Origin of the sequence: Stenotrophomonas sp. TWI700 (assembly GCF_039673645.1) — a bacterium.
GTDB lineage: Bacteria > Pseudomonadota > Gammaproteobacteria > Xanthomonadales > Xanthomonadaceae > Stenotrophomonas > Stenotrophomonas maltophilia_AA.
The window spans coordinates 43,392-62,154 of the sequence record NZ_JBDJMB010000024.1 but is presented as its reverse complement, the minus strand read 5'-3'; the positions used below and the strand labels follow the sequence as shown (position 1 = coordinate 62,154).

The 18,763-nt window shown below is 67.1% G+C and carries 10 protein-coding genes; 6 read left to right on the top strand and 4 right to left on the bottom strand.

The window, feature by feature from the left end:
* Positions 1 to 27: 27 nt before the first annotated feature.
* Positions 28 to 1,026 (bottom strand): polyprenyl synthetase family protein, encoded by a 999-nt coding sequence (locus tag ABE473_RS15325; protein ID WP_176990793.1) that lies wholly within the window; start codon positions 1,024 to 1,026, stop codon positions 28 to 30.
* A gap of 315 nt (positions 1,027 to 1,341) precedes the next feature.
* On the opposite strand from ABE473_RS15325, the gene ABE473_RS15320 reads away from it, so the two are divergent.
* A complete protein-coding gene (locus ABE473_RS15320) occupies positions 1,342 to 2,955 on the top strand; it encodes an alpha-glucosidase family protein (RefSeq protein ID WP_346490091.1) in 1,614 nt (537 codons plus the stop codon).
* Between the two features lie 473 nt (positions 2,956 to 3,428).
* Here the strand turns inward: ABE473_RS15320 and ABE473_RS15315 are convergent, their stop codons facing one another.
* Positions 3,429 to 6,188: a TonB-dependent receptor gene (locus ABE473_RS15315; protein ID WP_346490090.1), complete on the bottom strand. Its 2,760-nt coding sequence runs from the start codon at positions 6,186 to 6,188 to the stop codon at positions 3,429 to 3,431.
* A gap of 222 nt (positions 6,189 to 6,410) precedes the next feature.
* Positions 6,411 to 8,477, bottom strand: a complete 2,067-nt coding sequence (locus ABE473_RS15310) for a glycoside hydrolase family 97 protein (protein WP_346490089.1) — start codon at positions 8,475 to 8,477, stop codon at positions 6,411 to 6,413.
* 233 nt (positions 8,478 to 8,710) lie between these two features.
* Between ABE473_RS15310 and ABE473_RS15305 the strand changes: the two genes are divergently transcribed.
* The 5 genes from ABE473_RS15305 (at position 8,711) to ABE473_RS15285 (ending at position 15,169) form a co-directional block, all read left to right on the top strand.
* Positions 8,711 to 10,912, top strand: coding sequence for a Six-hairpin glycosidase-like protein (locus ABE473_RS15305; RefSeq protein ID WP_346490088.1), 2,202 nt, complete (start codon positions 8,711 to 8,713; stop codon positions 10,910 to 10,912).
* The gene (locus tag ABE473_RS15300; protein ID WP_346490087.1) at positions 10,909 to 12,396 is read left to right on the top strand and encodes an MFS transporter; all 1,488 of its coding nucleotides are present in this window, start codon (positions 10,909 to 10,911) and stop codon (positions 12,394 to 12,396) included. Before ABE473_RS15305 ends, ABE473_RS15300 begins: the two co-directional genes overlap by 4 nt.
* Positions 12,396 to 14,117, top strand: a complete 1,722-nt coding sequence (locus tag ABE473_RS15295; RefSeq protein WP_346490086.1) for an alpha-amylase family glycosyl hydrolase — start codon at positions 12,396 to 12,398, stop codon at positions 14,115 to 14,117. The genes ABE473_RS15300 and ABE473_RS15295 overlap by 1 nt, the downstream gene beginning before the upstream one ends.
* A gap of 92 nt (positions 14,118 to 14,209) precedes the next feature.
* Positions 14,210 to 14,707, top strand: coding sequence for a GNAT family N-acetyltransferase (locus tag ABE473_RS15290; RefSeq protein WP_346490085.1), 498 nt, complete (start codon positions 14,210 to 14,212; stop codon positions 14,705 to 14,707).
* Positions 14,708 to 14,776: 69 nt separating this feature from the next.
* Complete coding sequence (locus ABE473_RS15285; RefSeq protein WP_121043258.1) at positions 14,777 to 15,169, top strand: SseB family protein; 393 nt, start codon at positions 14,777 to 14,779, stop codon at positions 15,167 to 15,169.
* Positions 15,170 to 15,178: 9 nt separating this feature from the next.
* Here the strand turns inward: ABE473_RS15285 and ABE473_RS15280 are convergent, their stop codons facing one another.
* Positions 15,179 to 18,763 carry a M1 family aminopeptidase gene (locus ABE473_RS15280; RefSeq protein WP_346490083.1) on the bottom strand — a complete coding sequence of 1,195 codons (3,585 nt, stop codon included), beginning with the start codon at positions 18,761 to 18,763 and terminating at the stop codon, positions 15,179 to 15,181.

The following is an 18,763-nucleotide window of genomic DNA, read 5'->3' as shown; positions in this document are numbered from 1 at the left end:
GCCGACCGTTGGTCGGCACGCTTCCAATCAATGCGAGCGCTGCACCGCGTAACGGGCCAGCCCGCGCAGGGCGGCGACCGCATCGTTGTCGGCCAGGCCGTCGAGCGCACGCTCGGCGGCGTCGGCGTATTCCTCGGCACGGGCGCGGCTGTAGTCCAGCCCGCCGGTGGCGTGGATGGCGGCCAGCACTTCCGGCATCGCCGTCGCATCGCCGTTCTGCACGATCTCGCGCAGGCGCTCGCGGGTGGTCGCATCCGAGTGCGCCATCGCGTGGATCAGCGGCAGGGTGGCCTTGCCCTCGGCGAGGTCGTCGCCCAGGTTCTTGCCCAGCTCATCGGCATTGGCCGAGTAGTCCAGCACGTCGTCGGCGATCTGGAAGGCGTAGCCCAGGTGCATGCCGTAGTCGTACAGCGCCTGCTGGGTGGCCTCATCGACGCCACTGGCCAGGGCGCCCAGACGGGTGCCCGCGGCGAACAGCACCGCGGTCTTGCGCTCGATCACGCGCAGGTAGGCGGCCTCGTCGGTATCCGGGTTGTGGACGTGCAGCAGCTGAAGCACCTCACCCTCGGCGATCCGGTTGGTGGTGTCGGCCAGGATGCGCATGACCGGCATGCGGTCCAGCTCGACCATCAGCTGGAAGCTGCGCGAGTAAAGGAAATCGCCGACCAGCACGCTCGGGGCGTTGCCCCACAGCGCATTGGCGGTGCTGCGGCCGCGCCGCAGGCTGGATTCGTCCACCACGTCGTCGTGCAGCAGGGTCGAGGTGTGGATGAACTCGATGATCGCCGCCAGCTGGTGGTGTTCGGGTCCGGCCTGGCCGACCGCGTGGCCAGCCAGCATCACCAGCATCGGCCGCAGGCGCTTGCCGCCTGCCGAGATGATGTGGTCGGCGATCTGGTTGATCAGCACGACATCCGAGGACAGTCGGCGACGAATCAGCGCATCGACGGCGTCCATGTCGGGCGCGGCGAGCGTCTGGATCTGGGGCAGGCCCAGCGCGGGGCGGGTGTCTTCGGTGATGGTCATGCGGTCTGACTTTCAGGCTTGGGTGGAATTATAGGCGGTGCCGTCGTATTCCGCCCGCGAAGACGTGGCGGGGCGCTGGTTCGACGGGGACGGCCGTGGGCAGACGGGACGGAACGGTGCCGATCCGGGACGCTGCCACGTCGTCCCGCGCGGGACGGGCGGCCGCATCACGGGGGGGGAGATGCGTCCGGAGGTGCCCCGCCCGGCGTGAATACGTATGCATGCGACCCCACCGCTGGAGGCGCGCCGCTAAGCTTGTCGGGTTCGTTTCTGGCCCCCCTCGCGGGTGCCGTGGAAGCCCGAAGGGGGGCCCCAATGTCGCAGTCTCCATGGTGGCGCGGTGCCGTCATCTATCAGATCTACCCGCGCAGTTTCCTGGATGCCGACGGCGATGGCGTGGGCGACCTGCCCGGCATCATCGAGCGCCTGGACTATGTCGCCGCCCTGGGCGTCGACGCGATCTGGGTCTCGCCGTTCTTCAAATCGCCGATGGCGGACTTCGGCTACGACATCGCCGACCACCGCGACGTCGACCCGATGTTCGGCACGCTGGCCGATTTCGACCGGCTGCTGGCCGAGGCGCATGCGCGGGGCCTGAAGGTGATGATCGACCAGGTGTTCAGCCATACCTCGATCGACCACGCCTGGTTCCAGGAGAGCCGGCAGGACCGCACCAATCCCAAGGCGGACTGGTACGTTTGGGCCGATCCGCGCGAGGACGGCACCCCGCCCAACAACTGGATGTCGATCTTCGGTGGCGTGGCCTGGCAGTGGGAGCCGCGCCGCGAGCAGTATTTCCTGCACAACTTCCTGGCCGACCAGCCCGACCTGAACTTCCACAACCCGGCGGTGCAGCAGGCCACGCTGGAGTACGTGCGGTTCTGGCTGGACCGTGGGGTGGACGGCTTCCGGCTGGATTCCATCAATTTCTGCTTCCACAACGCCCAGTTGCGCGACAACCCGGCCAAGCCGCTGGAGAAGCGCTTGGGCCGTGGCTTCAGCGCGGACAACCCGTACGCTTACCAGTACCACTACTACAACAACACGCAGCCGGAGAACATCGGCTTCATCGAGCGGCTGCGCGTGCTGCTGGATGAGTACCCGGGATCGGTCAGCCTGGGCGAGATTTCCGCGGAAGACTCGCTGGCGACCACGGCCGAGTACACCGCGCCGGGCCGCCTGCACATGGGCTACAGCTTCGAGCTGCTGGTGAAGGACTTCAGCGCCGGTTACATCCGCGACACCGTGTCGCGGCTGGAAGCGACGATGACCGAAGGCTGGCCGTGCTGGGCGATCTCCAACCACGACGTGGAGCGCGCGGTGACGCGCTGGGGCGGTCATCCGGCCCAACCGCGGCTGGCGCGGATGCTGGTGGCGATGCTCTGCTCCCTGCGCGGTTCGATCTGCCTGTACCAGGGCGAGGAGCTGGGGCTGGGCGAGGCGGATGTGCCGTTCGAGGCGCTGCAGGATCCGTATGGCATCACCTTCTGGCCGAACTTCAAGGGCCGCGATGGCTGCCGCACGCCGATGCCGTGGCTCGATGCGCCGAAGGCGGGGTTCACGACCGGTGAGCCGTGGTTGCCGATTCCGGCGGAGCATCAGGCTGCGTCGGTGGCGACGCAGGAACATGATCCGCAGTCGGTGTTGAGTGCGTTCCGTCAGTTCCTGGCGTGGCGGCGGACGATGCCGACCTTGTTGTTGGGGGACATCCGTTTCCTGGATTCGGCCGAGCCGGTGTTGATGTTCGAGCGGGTGCACGGCGAGGAGACGTTGCTGTTGGCGTTCAATCTGTCGGCTGAGCGCGTTCGGGTGTCGCTGCCGGTGGGGGCGTGGCAGGCGATGCATGTGCCGGGGCCGGATGTGGGCGAGGCGGTGGATGGCGAGCTGGTGTTGCCGGCGCAGTCGATGTATTGCGCGCGACGCGGCTGATTTGATTTCCGGTGGTATTGAGAGGGCGGGGCCGAGTGCCTCGCCCTTTTTTTTGTTTTGCGCTTGTGCGTTGGAGTACGTCAATATCCATGGCGCTCATGGTCCCGCCAACCCACCCGTGCCCGCCCTTTGACAATGTGCTGGTGCGCAAGGGAAAAGCGGGGCTCGCTCGCGCATTGGCCGATACGTTTCTGCCTTGCAATGGCCACCGGCCAACTGTCGAAGGGCGGGGGTGTGGGGGTTGGCGGGACCGTTGTGCCGCATGGATGCGGCTCACGAGCCCCCATGGATGGGTTTACGGCGCGTCCCGCGAACCCCCACACCCGCGACCAGCCCACGGAAGGCCAGCGCTGCTGCTTCTGCACCCGCACTACGGCTTCTACACCGAGAGAACAGCCAACAAAAAACCCGCTGCACACGCAGCGGGTTCCTTGGGTTCTCGATATTGCACCAAGCCGCTGATGCAGGCCCAATCAGAACTTGTAGTTCACGCCCAGCATGTAGGTACGGCCCCATTCCGCGTATTCCAGCGGGCGGTCCTTCGTCCCGGCGTACGTGCGGTACGGCTCGTTGGTCAGGTTGCTTCCCTGCAGCAACAGCGTCAGCCCATGCAGGCTGCTGCTGTCGGCGAAGGTGTAGCTGACCTGCGCGTCGGTCACGTTCTCACCGACCACATAACGCAGCGTCCGGTTGCCGTTGAAATTGCCGATCTCACCGATGAAGTCCGAACGACGACGCTGGCTCACGCGTGCCTCGAACCCACTGCGCTCGTAGTAGGCCGTGAAGTTGTACACGCGCTCGGACAGGCCCGGCAGGCTGATCGGCTCGCTGCCCACGCTGGACGCGCTTTCCGGGTCCAGGATCTTGATGTCACTGTCGTTGAAGGTCGCGCTGGCCTGCACGCCGAAACCACGCAGGCTGTCGGTCAGCATCTCCAGCGGGAACGAGGCGGTCAGCTCCAGGCCCTTCAGCTTGCCACCCTGGCCGTTCTGCGGGGCCGAGAAGGTGCCGGTCGGCAGCAGCGGCACGATCATGCCCGGCGGCGACACGTAGCTGGCCAGCAGGTCGCTGAAATCGTAGTCATCGCGCGACTGCGTGTAGACGTAGGACTTCAGGTCCTTGAAGAACACCGCGGCGGCCACGTAGGCCTTCTCGCCGAAGTACTTCTCGTACGACAGGTCGATCGCGTTGGCGCGCCACGGATCCAGCAGCGGGTTGCCGCCGCTGCCGCCCGGCTTGCCGGTGGCGGTGTCCACGCCGAACTCCAGGCCGGCGCGCATCTGGTCCACGCGCGGGCGTGCGACCTGCTTGGCCACGGCGAAGCGCAGCGTCTGCTGGTGCGGGAACATGAAGGCCAGGTTCAAGCTGGGCAGCCAATCGGTGTAGGTCTTGCCGTCATCGATCGGCAGGATGTTCTGGCCATCGGGGCGCGAACGATCGAAGTAGTTGGACTGCGAACTCTGGTCGGTGCGCACCATCTGCACGCCGATGTTGCCGCGCAGGCCGACCTCGCCCAGATCGGTGTTGATGTTGGCGCGGATCCAGGCGGTGCTGGTCTTTTCCTGCACCGTCCACGCCTTGGGAATCAGGTAGTCCAGGTTGGTGACCGGATTGAAGACCATGTAGCGGTCCACGGCGGCCGGGACGTTCCAGGCGGGGATGTAGCCGATGCCGGCGAAGCCCAGGTTGACCGGTGCGTACTGCAGGTCACCGGCGATGTTGGCATCGCCCTGGTCGCCGAGCAGGATGTTGCCCTCGGCCTGGGTCTTGTCCTTGCGGCGGTCGGCATAGTTCACGCCCACGTCCACGTCGGAGAACCAGGGCAGCGAATCCGGCATCGCGAAGGTGGCCTGCAGGCGGGCACCCTTCAGGCGGTCTTCGACCATCGGCACCTTGCCGTAGCCGGAGCCGTAGATGGTGTTGGTCAGGAACAGCGCGTCCGGGTTGGCGTAGTCCAGGCCCGGGCTGATCTGCGAGAACCCGTCCGGCTTGACCACCACGCCGACCGAATCCAGCTGCGGCATCGGGGTGAGCTGCAGGTTGTTCTCCAGATTCAGTTCGTTGCGCGTGGCCTTGGAGTAGTTCACGTCGGCGACGACCTTGACCCGCTCGAAGTTGAACTCGTTGTTCCAGCCGAACGCGTCGATCTTGTCCTTGCGCTTGTTGTACATGCCGCGCACCAGCGGATACACGCCGGTCGCCACGCCGCCGGCGAAGGTGCCATCGGCATTGATCTGCGGGTTGGTGATCAGCAGGCCGGGGGTATAGCCGCCGTTGTAGTTGCTGAGGTTGACCTCGAACTGGTTGGCGGTATCGATCTGCTCGGCTTCGGTATGGAACGCATCCAGCGTGCTGGTCCATACATTCGACGGGCGGAACTGCACGGTCGCCATCACGCCGTCGCGCTCGTTGTTGCCGGTGCGGCGCAGGGCCTTGATGCCGTCGGAGAACACGGTGCCCGGGGCCAGGCCGGGGCGGTTGCCCTGGTCGGTCTGCTCGGTGGTCCAGGGTTCGTACAGGCCGACCTGGTTTTCCTGGATGGGCATGTCGCTGTGCGCGTAGCCGATCGAGATGCCCAGCGTGTTGTCGAGGAACTGGTCGATGTAGCTGGCGCTGAAGCGGTTGCCGTACGGGTCGACATTGGCGGCCTTGCCCAGCGAACTCTTCTGGTAGCGGCCGCTGATCGCGATCACGCGCTCGGCAAAGCTCAGCGGACGCACGGTCTGCATGTCGATGGTGCCGGACAGGCCCTGGCCGACCAGGGCCGCGTCCGGGGTCTTGTACACGGTCACGCCGTTGACCAGTTCCGACGGGTACTGATCGAACTCGACGCTGCGGTTGTCACCGGTGCTGACCACTTCGCGCCCGTTGAGCAGGGTGGTGGCGAAGTCCGGGGACAGGCCGCGCACGCTGATCACCTGGGCACGGCCGGCGACACGCTGGGCCGCCAGGCCGGGCAGGCGGCCCAGCGATTCGGCGATGCTCACGTCGGGCAGTTTGCCGATGTCTTCGGCCGAGATCGCTTCGACCACCGAGGTGGCGTCCTGCTTGATCGCGATCGCGTTCTCGATGCCACGGCGGATGCCGGTGACCTGGACGGTGTCCAGATTGGTCGCCGTGGCGCCGGTCGGTGCGGTGGTGGTACTGGATTCGGCGGTCTGCGCCGACGCCATCAACGGCGTCAGGGCGACGGCCAGCGCGAGACTCAGCGCGCTGCGCTTGCGGTTCAACATTTTCCCCTCCCAGGCAATGTTGCCAATCGATTTTTTGGTTGCCCGGAGGACCCGGGAGCGTCATGGCGCGGTGGCCGTTGACTGCGTGGCTATGGTAGGCAGCGCGCTCGCTGCGGGGATCACCCTGCATACGTATTCAATGACGTTGGCTGCATTGGAATCGATTACAGGTGGCTATCGCAGCCGCACCGACGCACGCGCGCCCGGCGCTGACTGAGCGACTTACAACGGGGTGAAGCGGATCGCCTGCCCGCCACCCGGCGCCAGGGTGATCACCAGCGCATCGGCGCTGGTGACCTCGCGCGTCTCGCGCACGAAGGCGAACGGGTTGCTGCGGAAATCGGCGCCGTCTCCATCGCGGTAGATCTCCGCGCGGTAACGCACGCCCGGTTCCAGGAAGCCCAGTGACACCGGCAACACACGGCCGTGTTCGTCGGTGATGCTGCCCAGGAACCAGTCGCGGCTGTGGCGTTCCCTGCGCACGATGGTCACGTAGTCGCCCACCTCGCCGTTGAGCACGCGGGTGTCGTCCCAGTCCACTGCCACGTCTTCGATGAAGCGGAAGGCCTCACGGTGTTGTTCGTAATGCTCGGGCAGGTCGGCCGCCATCTGGATCGGGCTGTAGATCGTCACGTACAGGGCGAGCTGGCGGGCCAGCGTGCTGGGAATCGCCTGGCCGCCTCGGCCCTTCAGGCTCAGGATGCCGGGGGTGTAGTCCATCGGCCCGGACAGCATCCGGGTGAAGACGAGATTGACCTCGTGCTCGGGCGGGTTCGGTGGCTGGCCCCAGGCGTTGTATTCCATGCCACGCGCGCCTTCGCGGCTGATCCAGTTCGGGTAGGTGCGGCGCAGGCCGGTGTCCTTGATCGGCTCGTGCGGGTTCACCGCGATGTGCCGTCTGGCCGCCTCCTGCACGACCTTGAGATGGTGGCGGGCCATGAACTGGCCGTCATGCCACTCGCGCCACAACGGCCCACCGGCGGGGTTGCGGCGGTCAACCTGGCCGTCATCGCAGACGTAGCCGCTCTTGAACGAATCGACGCCCAGCCGCGCATACAGGTCCAGCGCCGCGCCAAGCTGATCTTCGTAGTGCTCGATCGCACACCCCGTTTCGTGGTGGCCGATCAGGTGCACGCCCTTCTTCGCGCCGTAGGCGGACAGCGCTTCGATGTCGAAATCGGGCGTGGGCCGGGTGAAGTCGAACGCATAGCCATTGCCCACCCAGTCGCCGTCCCAGCCCGGATTCCAGCCTTCCACCAGCACGCCGCGGAAGCCATGCCTGGCGGCGTAATCGATCACGCGCCTGGTTTTCGCCGTGGTCGCGGCATGTCGCGGGCCGGTCGCCCAGCTTTCCTCGTCCAGGTGCATCGACCACCACACGCCCAGATACTTGGAGGGCTTCACCCAGCTGACGTCGCCCAGCACGTTGGGCTCGTTGAGGTTGAGGATCAGGCTGGACTCGACCAGTCCGCCGGCGGTGTCGCTGATCTGCAGCGTGCGCCACGGGGTATCGAACGGCAGGCTCCGTCGCACTTTCCAGCCCTCGGCCGAGGGCGACAGCTGCGCGCGCAGGCGCTGGCCCTCGGTGCGGCGCAGCCACATGCCGGCGTAGTCCACCAGCGCGGCTTCATGGATGGAAACATGCAGGCCATCATGGCTGCGCAGCGTCATCGGCGTGTGTGCGAGCGGCACCTGGTCCAGCGGCGTGCGCTGGTAGAGATACTCGTAGTGAATCGGTTCACCGGCCGGAATCCACCAGGCGGTGGAGGCCGGGGCGATCGCGAACTCGGTCAGCTCATCGTCGATGATCGCCTCGCGCATGCCCGGCTGTTGCGGGAAGTGATAGCGGAAGCCCAGGCCGTCGTCATAGACCCGGAACACCACATCGATGCGACGCTTGGCGCCGTTGCGCTCGGCCAGCTGCACCACCACTTCGTTGAAATGATTGCGGGTCAGCCGGCGCTCGCCCCACGGCTGCTCCCAGGTCTCATCGACGCTGCGCGACTGCTGGCTGACGATGGCAAGATCACGGTCCAGTCGGCCATCACGCAGCTGGAAGCCGAGCCTGGAGGTGTCCACCACGGCCTCGCCGAAGCGTTCGACCCGGTAGCTGGGGGTGCCGCCGTCCAGTTGCAGCGATACGCGCAGCACCTTGCCGGGTGACTCGACGCTGGCCACGGTGACCGGCTCGGCAACCGCGGTGGCGCTGAACGCGCAGAGGATCCAGCCCAGCAGGGACAGGCGACGACGTGCGCAATGCCCGTCCGTTGGATACGACAGTGACGGCATTTCCCCTCCCAAGGCGGCCGAAAACACACCGGGACTATAGCGACGCCCTCACGCCTGCCGACCGCCGTGCCGATGAATACGTATGCAGGTCGATGCAGCCTGCGGTGCGCCGTCTACCATGGGGCCAAGGCACCCTGGGAGGGGGCCGCGAGCGCATTGCCGCGAGGCGGTGTGGACCTACAACGCGAGCAAAGGGGAGGGAGGCAACGGGCGCGAGCCGGTTCGCCACTTCGATGCTGAAGATGATCTGCCTGACCGCTGCCCTCGGGGCAGCGATGGGGTCCACCGCGGGCGCGGCGGACCTGGAGTTTGATGGCCGCCATGCGCGCGCCGAAACCGCCGCTGCGGGTGGCTATCGTCTGCATGCGCCGCAGGGCGAGGTGCGCGTCAGTGCGCAGCCGATGCGCAGCGAGACCGCCAGCGTACTGTTCGATGCGCTGTTCGGGCTGGCCCAGCAGGAGATGGCCGACGACCGCGTGGATGCGATCCGCGACCCGGCCTTCAATCACGGCAAGCCGGTTCCCTGCGCGTGTTTCCAGACCGGCGAGCGCTGGCCCTATGTGTGGACGCGCGATGTCAGCTTCGCCGCGGATCTGGCGCTGTCGCGGCTGGATCCCGTGCGTACGCGGCAGTCGCTGCAGTTCAAGCTGTCCACGGCGCGCGATGGACATACCCCGGGCCTGTTCGTGGCGCAGGACACCGGCTCCGGTGGCAGCTGGCCGATCAGCAGCGACCGCGTGGTCTGGTTCCTGGCCGCACGTGGGCTGCTGGATGACGCCGCATTCGCCGACCAGGTCTGGCAGGCGCTGCAGGCGACCCTGGCGCAGGATCGCGAGGCGGTGTTCGATGCACGGATCGGCCTGTATCGCGGCGAAACCTCGTTCCTGGATTGGCGCGAGCAGACCTATCCTGACTGGACCCGCGAGGACGTGCGCTTCATCGGCGAATCCTTCGCGCTGTCCACCAACGTGCTGCATTACGAAGCGCTGCGCCTGGCCGAACGGCTGGCCCGCCAGCACGGCGATGCACGCGCTGCCACGTACGGCCAATGGGCGGATGCGCTGGCCCGCCAGATCGACGCGCGTTTCTGGCGCGAGGATGCCGGGCAGTACATGAGCTACATCGGCGAGGCGGCGCACCCGGTGCCGTACGCCAAGTACGACCTGCTCGCGCTGTCGCTGGGCGTGCTGGCCGAGGTGTTCCCGGCCGATCGCGCACGGCGCGCGCTGGCGAACTACCCGGCCGTGGCCGGTGGCAGCCCGGTCGTCTGGCCGCAGGAAGCGCAGCAGCCCATCTACCACAACCGCGGCATCTGGCCCTTCGTCAGTGCGTACTCGCTGCGGGCAGCGCGGCGGTTGGATGATGCCCCGCGCATCGCCATGGAGATCGAGTCGCTGATGCGCGGCACCGCGCTGGCCGGCTCCAACATGGAGAATTACGAGATGCGCACGCTGGCCGTGCATGTCGATGAAGGCGTGCTCAGCGGTCCAGTGGTCAATTCGCCGCGCCAGTTGTGGTCGGTGGCCGGTTACCTCTCGATGGTGCTGGAAGGTGTGTTCGGCGTGGAAGACGATGGTCGCATCGCGCCGAAGCTGCCGGTGTCACTGGTGCCGACGTTGTTCGGCGACCGTGACCGCATCCGCCTGGACGACGGCAAACAGCGTTACGTTCTGGTGCGGCCGAAGCAGCTCGCCGGCGAACTGCTGGTGGCGGGCGCCATCCAGCGTGACGGCAGCACCACCACCGTGCAGTTGGTCCCGTTGGCGGGTCGTGCGGCGATGCCGTCGCCGGCGATTCTCCGCCCGGCGGCGGTCTTCGCCCCGGCCACCCCCGCCGCCCCGGTGCCGCGCGAAACGACGGCGGGCTGGCAGATCCCGGTGCCCGCCGATCATGTGCTGTGGCGCGACGGCCAGACGCTGTCGCCCACAGGGGGTATCGCCATGATTGCCCGGGACGCGGCCAGCCATTGCCTGAGCCTGACCCGCCGTGAGGGAACGCTGGAATCGCTGCACAGCCCGATGACCTGCGTCGGTCCGCAGCAGGTGCTGGCCGGTGCCACGCACTGGGAGTGGACCGCACCGAGCGCCGGACGTTGGCGTGCGCGCCTGCGCTATGACAATCCGAACGGCCCGATCAACACTGGCGTCACTGCGGCGGTAAAGACCTTGGTGCTGCAGTGCGAGGGACACCCCGACCAGCGCCGTCCGGTGGTGATGCCGCACAGCGTGGGCGAGCAGGATTCCACCGCGGTCGAGTTCGAGGCACCGGCGGGTAGCTGCCGCATCGCCTTGGAGGAGGGCTTCAACATGAGCGCGCTGACCCACTTCGCGCAGTACAACGGTGGCAAGGGGGGCAAGGACGGTGTGCTCAACCAGGCGCGCGTGTCCGCGCTGACCCTGATGCCGGTGGCCGTGTCGCTGGAGCCGCGCCGATGAGCCGTACACCCAAACCGACCCTGTCGTTCTGGCAGATCTGGAACATGTGCTTCGGCTTCCTCGGCATCCAGTTCGGCTTCGCGCTGCAGAACGCCAATGCCAGCCGCATCTTCGAGACGCTGGGCGCGCCGATGGACGCGGTGCCCGGGCTGTGGATCGCCGCCCCGCTGACCGGCCTGCTGGTGCAGCCGGTGATCGGCTACCTGTCCGACCGCACCTGGACGCGCTGGGGCCGCCGCCGTCCGTTCTTCATGATCGGTGCGGTGCTGACCACGCTCGCCCTGCTGGTGATGCCGAATTCGCCCACGCTGTGGATCGCGGCCGGTACGCTGTGGGTGCTGGATGCGTCGATCAATGTATCGATGGAGCCGTTCCGCGCGTTTGTCGGCGATCAGCTTGCTCCGCGCCAGCGGCCGACCGGCTTTGCCATGCAGAGCTTCTTCATCGGCATCGGTGCGATCGTCGCCAGCTTCCTGCCGTTCATCCTGGCCCACTTCGGCGTCGCCAACACGGCGGCCGCGGGGCAGGTGCCCGATACCGTGCGCTACGCGTTCTACTTCGGCGCGGCGGTGCTGCTCGCGGCGATCACCTGGACGGTGGTCAGCACCCGGGAATACTCGCCGGACGAGCTGGCCCGCTTCGATGACGCCGAGCCGTCCGCGGTGCACCAGAGTGCGCGCGTGGCCGGACCGCCCCCGTGGGCGCAGATCGGCGGCTGGGTGGCGGTGGGTATTGTGCTGGCCGCAGCCATCGCGGCGCGGCAGGGCGACCGCATGCTGTACGTGCTGGCCGGCCTGTGCATCGCCTATGGCGTGCTGCTGGGCATCGCGCGCTGTGTGCCGGGGCCGCACATGCTGACGACCATCGTCGACGACCTGCGTGCGATGCCACGCACCATGCGCCGCCTGGCCTGGGTGCAGTTCTTCTCCTGGTTCGCGCTGTTCGCGATGTGGATCTACACCACGGCCGCCGTCGCCGGCACCCATTTCGGCTCGACCGATACCGCCTCGGCCGCCTACAACGAAGGCGCCAACTGGGTGGGCGTGCTGTTCGGTGCCTACAACGGGTTCGCTGCGCTGGCGGCGTTGCTGATCCCGCTGATGGTGCGCGCACTGGGCCTGCGCTGGAGCCACCTGGTCAACCTGTGGCTGGGTGGACTGGGCCTGATCTCGATGCTGTTCATCCGCGACCCGCATTGGCTGCTGCTGTCGATGGTCGGCGTCGGCTTCGCCTGGGCCTCCATCCTGTCGCTACCGTATGCGCTGCTGTCCGACAGCGTGCCGGCGGCGAAGATGGGCATCTACATGGGCCTGTTCAATTTCTTCATCGTGATCCCGCAGCTGGTCGCGGCCAGTGCGCTCGGCTTCCTGCTGCGCGCGTGGCTGGGTGGCGATCCGATGCACGTGCTCGCACTCGGGGGCGGCAGCCTGCTGCTGGCCGGCCTGTGCGTGCTGCTCGTGCCATCCCAACAGGAGAGTGTCTGATGTCCCGGTATTCGTCGTTGTCGCTGGCCCTGTCGTTCGCGCTGTCGGCCAGCCCCGCCCTGGCCGTCGAGCGCCCGGACTATGTCGGCACGCGCGAGCCCTTCGCCAGCCAGGCGGTCTACTTCGTGGTGACCGACCGCTTCGTCAACGGCGATCCGTCCAACGACCACCGCGACCAGGGCGGCGCGCATCCCACGTTCGATATCCCGGTGCCGTGCCCGGACAAGGTGGACGGCAACATCGGCTACCTGGGCGGTGACTTCAAGGGCGTGCTCGACAACGCCGCGTACATCCGCAACCTCGGCTTCGGTGCGGTGTGGATCACCCCGATCATCGACAACCCGGACCAGGCCTTCACCGGCAGCAAGCCGATCAGCTGCACCAGCACGCTGACCGACCGCGGCAAGACCGGCTACCACGGCTACTGGGGCGTCAACTTCTACACGCTCGACGAGCATCTGCCGAGCAAGGGCCTGGACTTCGCCGCCTTCACCCGTGGCCTGCACGCCGCCGACCTGAAGGTGGTGCTGGATATCGTCGGCAACCATGGTTCGCCCGCGTGGACGATGCCGGTGGCGCAGCCGCAGTTCGGCCAGATCTTCGACAAGGACGGCCGGTTGATCGCCGATCACCAGAACCTGCCGCCGCAGCAGCTGGATCCGGCGCATAACCCGCTGCATGCCTTCTACAACAGCATCGGCCCGGTCGACGGCAAGCACGGCTCGATCTTCGACGGCAACCTCGCCCAGCTGTCCGACTTCAACGAGCACAATCCGGCGGTGATGGACTACCTGGTGGGCGCGTACCTGCAGTGGACCGCGCAGGGCGTGGATGCGTTGCGCATCGACACCATCGGCTGGCTGCCGCACCCGTGGTGGCATGCCTTCGTCAATCGCATCCGCGCCGAGCATCCCGGCATGTTCATGTTCGGCGAGGCATTCGACTACGACGCGGGCAAGATCGCCGAGCACACCTGGCCGGCCAACGCGAACGTCAGCGTGCTGGATTTCCCGCTGCGCGGCGCATTGTCGTCGGTGTTCGGCAAAGAGCAGAAGGGCTTTGAAACCCTGGCCGAGCCGCTGCACCTGCTCGACGGTCCGTATGCCAATCCGTACGAGCTGATGAGTTTCTACGACAACCACGACATGGCGCGGCTGGATGCCAGCGATGCCGGGTTCATCGATGCGCACAACTGGTTGTTCACGGCGCGCGGCATCCCGGTGATCTACTACGGCTCGGAAACCGGCTTCATGCGCAGCCGCGCCGAGCACGCCGGCAACCGCGCCTACTTCGGGCAGGAGCGCGTCAACGACGCGCCGAAGAGCCCGATCTTCGCGCCGCTGCAGCGCATCGCCAGACTGCGTGAGGCCACGCCGGCCCTGCAGCGCGGCCTGCAGGTCAACGAGCGCCTGCAGGGCGATGAAGCGGTGTTCTTCCGCGTGCTGCAGCAGGGCGATACCGCGCAGACCGCGCTGGTGCTGCTCAACAAGGGTGATACGGCGCGCTCCATCGAGGTCCGCCGCTACCTGCAGGCCGGTACCTGGCGCGACGCGCTGGGCGGCGCCAGCCAGACGGTGAAGGGATCGCTGACCGCCGAGGTGCCCGCACACGGCGTGCGTGTGTTCTTGCTGGACGCGCAGGTCGAGCAGACGGCGCTGCAGCAGCAGTTGAAGGCGGCGGTCGACGACCAGCGTGCGCGCACCAGGCGCCTGGCGAAGTAGCCGGAGTGTGCCCGGCCCGCCGCACTGCGGTGGCCCGGGCACTACAATCGGGTCCGCGACCGCGCAGTGCGGTCCTTCCGGGTCCGCTGTCCATGTCACGCCTGTTCCTGCACCACGCAACGCCCGACGATGCCGAGCGCCTGTTCCACCTGATGCAGTTCTACTACTTCGAGGCCTCGGCCTGGAGCGGAGAAGCGGTGCGTCCGGACGGCCTGTTCGATTGTGACCGGACCGATGTCGAGTCGTCGCTGCGCGATGACCCGCAGTGGGCACGGTTGCTGTTCGTCGACGACGCGCTGGCCGGGTTCGTGCTGGTGGATCAGGTGGAGCGGGAAGGGCGCCACTATCCCGAGCTGGCCGACCTCTTCGTGCTGCCCACGTACCGGCGGCAAGGCCTGGCCGCGCATGTGGTCAAGGAACTGGTCCGCCCCGGCGACGGGCAATGGCTGCTCGCGGTGTTCCGCGGCGACGTGACCGCGCATGCCTACTGGCTGCGGACGCTGCCACGGCTCGCGGTGCCGTTCGTCGCCCTCGACGACGAGGACGCCACCTTCCACCTGTTCCTGATCGGCGCCCCCGCGCGAGGGTAGTGCCGGCCGCTGGCCGGCTCCCAGTCACCCCGCGGGTACAATGAGGGATCCCCCGTATCCCTGCATTCCATGAACGACGCCGCCCCCCAGACCCCGATCGAAACCCTGCTCAAGACCGCGATGGACGGTCAGTTGCCGATCGGCCTGTTCATGAAGGCCTTCGTGGCCTCCGAGGTGGTGCTGCTCACCGGCAGCCTGGTGACCCCGGACGGCAGCGGTTTCGATCCGTTGCTGTTCGACAAGCAGGGTGTCCTGCACGTGTCGGTGTTCACCGATATGAGCCGCGTCGGTTTCCACAGCCAGCAGGCCCCGCACACGATCCGCATGCTGATGCTGGAGGTGCTCAAGCGCGTTCCCGGCGGCTACGGCGTGGTGATCAATCCGGGTACCTCGCTGGGCTTTGAGATCTCGCCGTCGGGCGTCGGCGAAATCCTCAAGGACTTCGCCGACGGCCCGCGCTGACGCTGCGTCCTACTGCAGCGTCACCTTGCGCCGGTTGTCCGAGGAGACCCGGTCGATCAGCTTGTTGTACGGATCGAAGCCCGCCTCGTCCGGCTTTCCCTCCACCGTGACGGTGATCGACGGGTTGGCCGCGGTGACGTGGTGGCGCTGCAGGTACAGCACCTTCTGATCGCGCTCCTTGCCCGAGGAGCCGTTGGCGAACACGCCGATCTCGATCCAGTCGTCCATCCTGCCCGCGGTCTCCTTGCCATCGCCGTCGGCGTAGCGCTTCTCGGCGTGCAGCGTCAGGGTGACGTCGTACTTGCCATCGGCCCGCTTGTGCGCGGTCGCGGCCAGCACCCGGTTGTCGTAGAAGCTGATCGTCTCGAACAGGTCGGTCACCAGCTGCTGGCGGTCGGCCGGCGTCTCGGCGCGGATGTACTCCAGCAGTTCGGTGGAGGTGGTGTAGGGCGGCTGCTGGAAACCCTTGTCCTGCAGGAAGCGCTTGAGCGCGCGGTTGAGCGCGGCCTCGCCGATCTCCTCGCGCAGGCGGTAGAACGCCAGTGCGCCCTTCTCGTAGTGGATGTACTGCTGGTTCTCCACGCGCGCCAGCGGCAGCTCCTCGATGCCCTCGCTGCCGCGTCCGGACAGGTAGCCATCCAGTTCGGTCTTGAGGAACTGGCGCATCTGCTGCCGCCCGTATTCCTTCTCCATCACCATCAGTGCCGAGTACTGCGACAACGATTCGGAGAGCATCGTCGCGCCCTGCACGTTGGCGCCGATCACCTGGTGTGCCCACCACTGGTGCGCCACTTCGTGGGCGGTCACGTAGAACACGTAGTCCACCTTGTCGCGGTCGCGCAGGTCGGCGATGAAGCCGATTCCTTCGGAGTAGGGAATGGTGTTGGCGAAGGACTGGGCGAACCGCGCGTAGCCCGGGAACTCGATGATGCGCACCTGGCGGTGCTGGTAGGGCGTGAAGTTGGCTTCGTAGTAGGCCAGTGACTTCTGCACCGCTTCGATCATGCGGTCTACGTTGTAGCCATGGCGCGCATCGTAGTACACCTCGATCGGGATGCCCTTGTATGCCGCGCGCTTCACGTCCCAGCGGGCCGAGAGGTATGCATAGAAGTTGAGCATCGGCCGGTCCATGGCATAGCTGAAGCAGCGCCGGCCGTTGACGGTGGCTTCGTGCTGCAGGTAGCCGGGCGCCAGCGCGATCTGGTCCGGTGCGGTGCAGATCGTGCTGCGGAATGCCAGCCAGTCGGCATCGTCGGTCACGTAGTTGTTCGCGCGGGCGGCCTGGTCTTCCAGCTTGGGCATGCGGCTCGGCTCGCCCAGGCCACGCTTGCGGCGTTCGTTGCGGTCGGTGATCTGCACGCCCTGGTCGTAGCCGAAGGAGGGCAGCAGGCTGCTGTTGAAGAAGCTGCCGTTCTCCACCAGGTTGGTCGGTGCCTGATCGGCGGTGATGCCGGTCGGGTGCTGGTTCACGCGGAAGTGGATGCGGCGCTCCTCGCCCGGCTGCAGCGGGCTGGCCAGCTGGTAAATGCGGTAGCCCAGGTCGGCGTCATGCATCGCCAAGGTCTGGCCGCCGAGGTCGACCGCGGTCAGTTGCCGGTCGTCGTTCATCGCCACGTGGAGCTGGGCGATGGGCGCGGTGTGGGTGTTGCGCACGGTCCAGTACGCATCGATCACCACCGACTGCGTTTCCGGATGCAGATCGATCCGGTTGTCCACGGCGACGATGCGCGGCTGCGGCAGGTCGCGGTAGCGCGACAGTTCGCGCTCGTAACGGGCCTGCAGGTCCAGCTGCTGGTCCGGCGAGAGGAACGCATTGCGGATGTTGGTGCTCCAGTACAGCCAGCCACCCAATGCGATGAAGCCCAGCATCGCCACGGCGGCGCCAAGCCCGGCCGGCCCCCGCAGGCGACGGCCGGCCAGCACCAGGCGCTGGCGCAGACTCGTGCCGACGCCACGCACCCAGAATGCCGAGGCAACACACAGCAGCGCCAGCAGGAACAGCGCCCAGTAGCCCTGGAAGGCCAGCTGCCCCGGTAGGAAGTGGCCGTAGCCGTTCATGTCCGAGTACGGGGCGATCGGCCAGCTGCCGAAGTTGTAGAGGTTCTGGGTGTAATCGAGCATGCCCAGCACGGCCTGGCCGATCATCACCAAGATCAGCAGCGCGTAGCCGACGAATTTGTTGTTGGTCAGTACCTGCAGGACCAGCGCCAATCCGCCCATCAACAGGTAGACCACCGAGTCCAGCGCCAGCGTCTTGAGGTACACCAGCGGCTCGATCTGCGTATAGCCCTTGGCCAGCTGCACCCCGATCGCGGCGAGTGCGCCGATCGCCTGGAAGCAGGCGATCACCGCCACCAGCGTGGCGAACTTGGCCAGCAGCGGCACCCAGTTGGGGACGGGCATCGCATCGGTGACTTCATTGATCCGCGCCGCGCGCTCTTTCCAGACCAGCTCGCCGGCGAAGAACAGCACGATGATGATCAGCAGCCAGCTGAAGGCGCCCTGCAGGGCGGTCAGCATCTCCGAGGTGACCGGCCAGATCGGCGTGCCATACAGGGTCTGGCGGAACAGCGCACCGGGCAGGAAGTTGCACAGCCCCAGCACCAGCAGCACCAGGAAGGGCACGCTGCGCAGCACACCGCGGGTGTCGAAGCGGACCTGGTGCAGGAACTGCGCCCAGGCGGTAGCGGCGCCACGGCCGGGCACCACGCGAGGCACAACGACCTGGGCCGGACGCAGTGATGGCGCGGCCGCCGCAGGGGTGGCTTTGCGGCCCCAGCGACGACCGCCGCTGCCGCTGCGCTCGGTGCGGAACAGGGCAAACGTCGCGGCATACAGGAGCGCGGCTACGCCCAGCCACAGCGCACGGTTGGCCAGCAGCTGCCCGGCCAGCGCAGGCAACCCGCTGTTGCGCTCGGCCACTGACCAGTAGCGGATGGTCCGTGACAGCGCGCGCAGGCCGAGCGGCTCGCTGAGTACGGCGATCCAGGTGTTGTCGATGTCGCTGAGCAGGGCCGCGCTGACCCCGTACAGCACGAAGTAGCCGATCACGCCGATGTAGACCCACAGGATCGAGCGCGTGGTGGCCGCCAGCAAGGCCAGCAGGGCCGTGGTGAAGATCAGGTTCGGGATCACGATCACCCCGAATGCCCAGACGTAGCTGTACAGCGACACCGGCCCCATGCGGGCTGGATCGACCCAGGGCATGAACGGCCCGAGCGCGAGGCCGAGCGCGATGATCACGTACACCAGCAGTCCGCTGACCAGGGCGGCGCCGATGCGGCCGGCCAGATAGTCGCGGCGCTTGATCGGGCTGGCGAAGATCAGCTCGGCCGTGCCGAGATCGAAATCGCGCAGCAGCGCATTGCTGACGAACAGCGTGGACACCAGCATGCCGAGCAGGGTGAACACGCCCAGCATCGAGGCGATCACGGTCGGCGCATTGCTGTGCACGTTGCCGGCACCGCCGCCGATCTGTATCGCGTCGGACGACGCGGCACCGAAGGCCATCAGCGCGAACAGGCCCGCCAGCAGCCACAGCAGGGGGGAACGGAGCTGCTCGCGCAGCTCGAAGCGGAAAAAGGCAGCGATCAT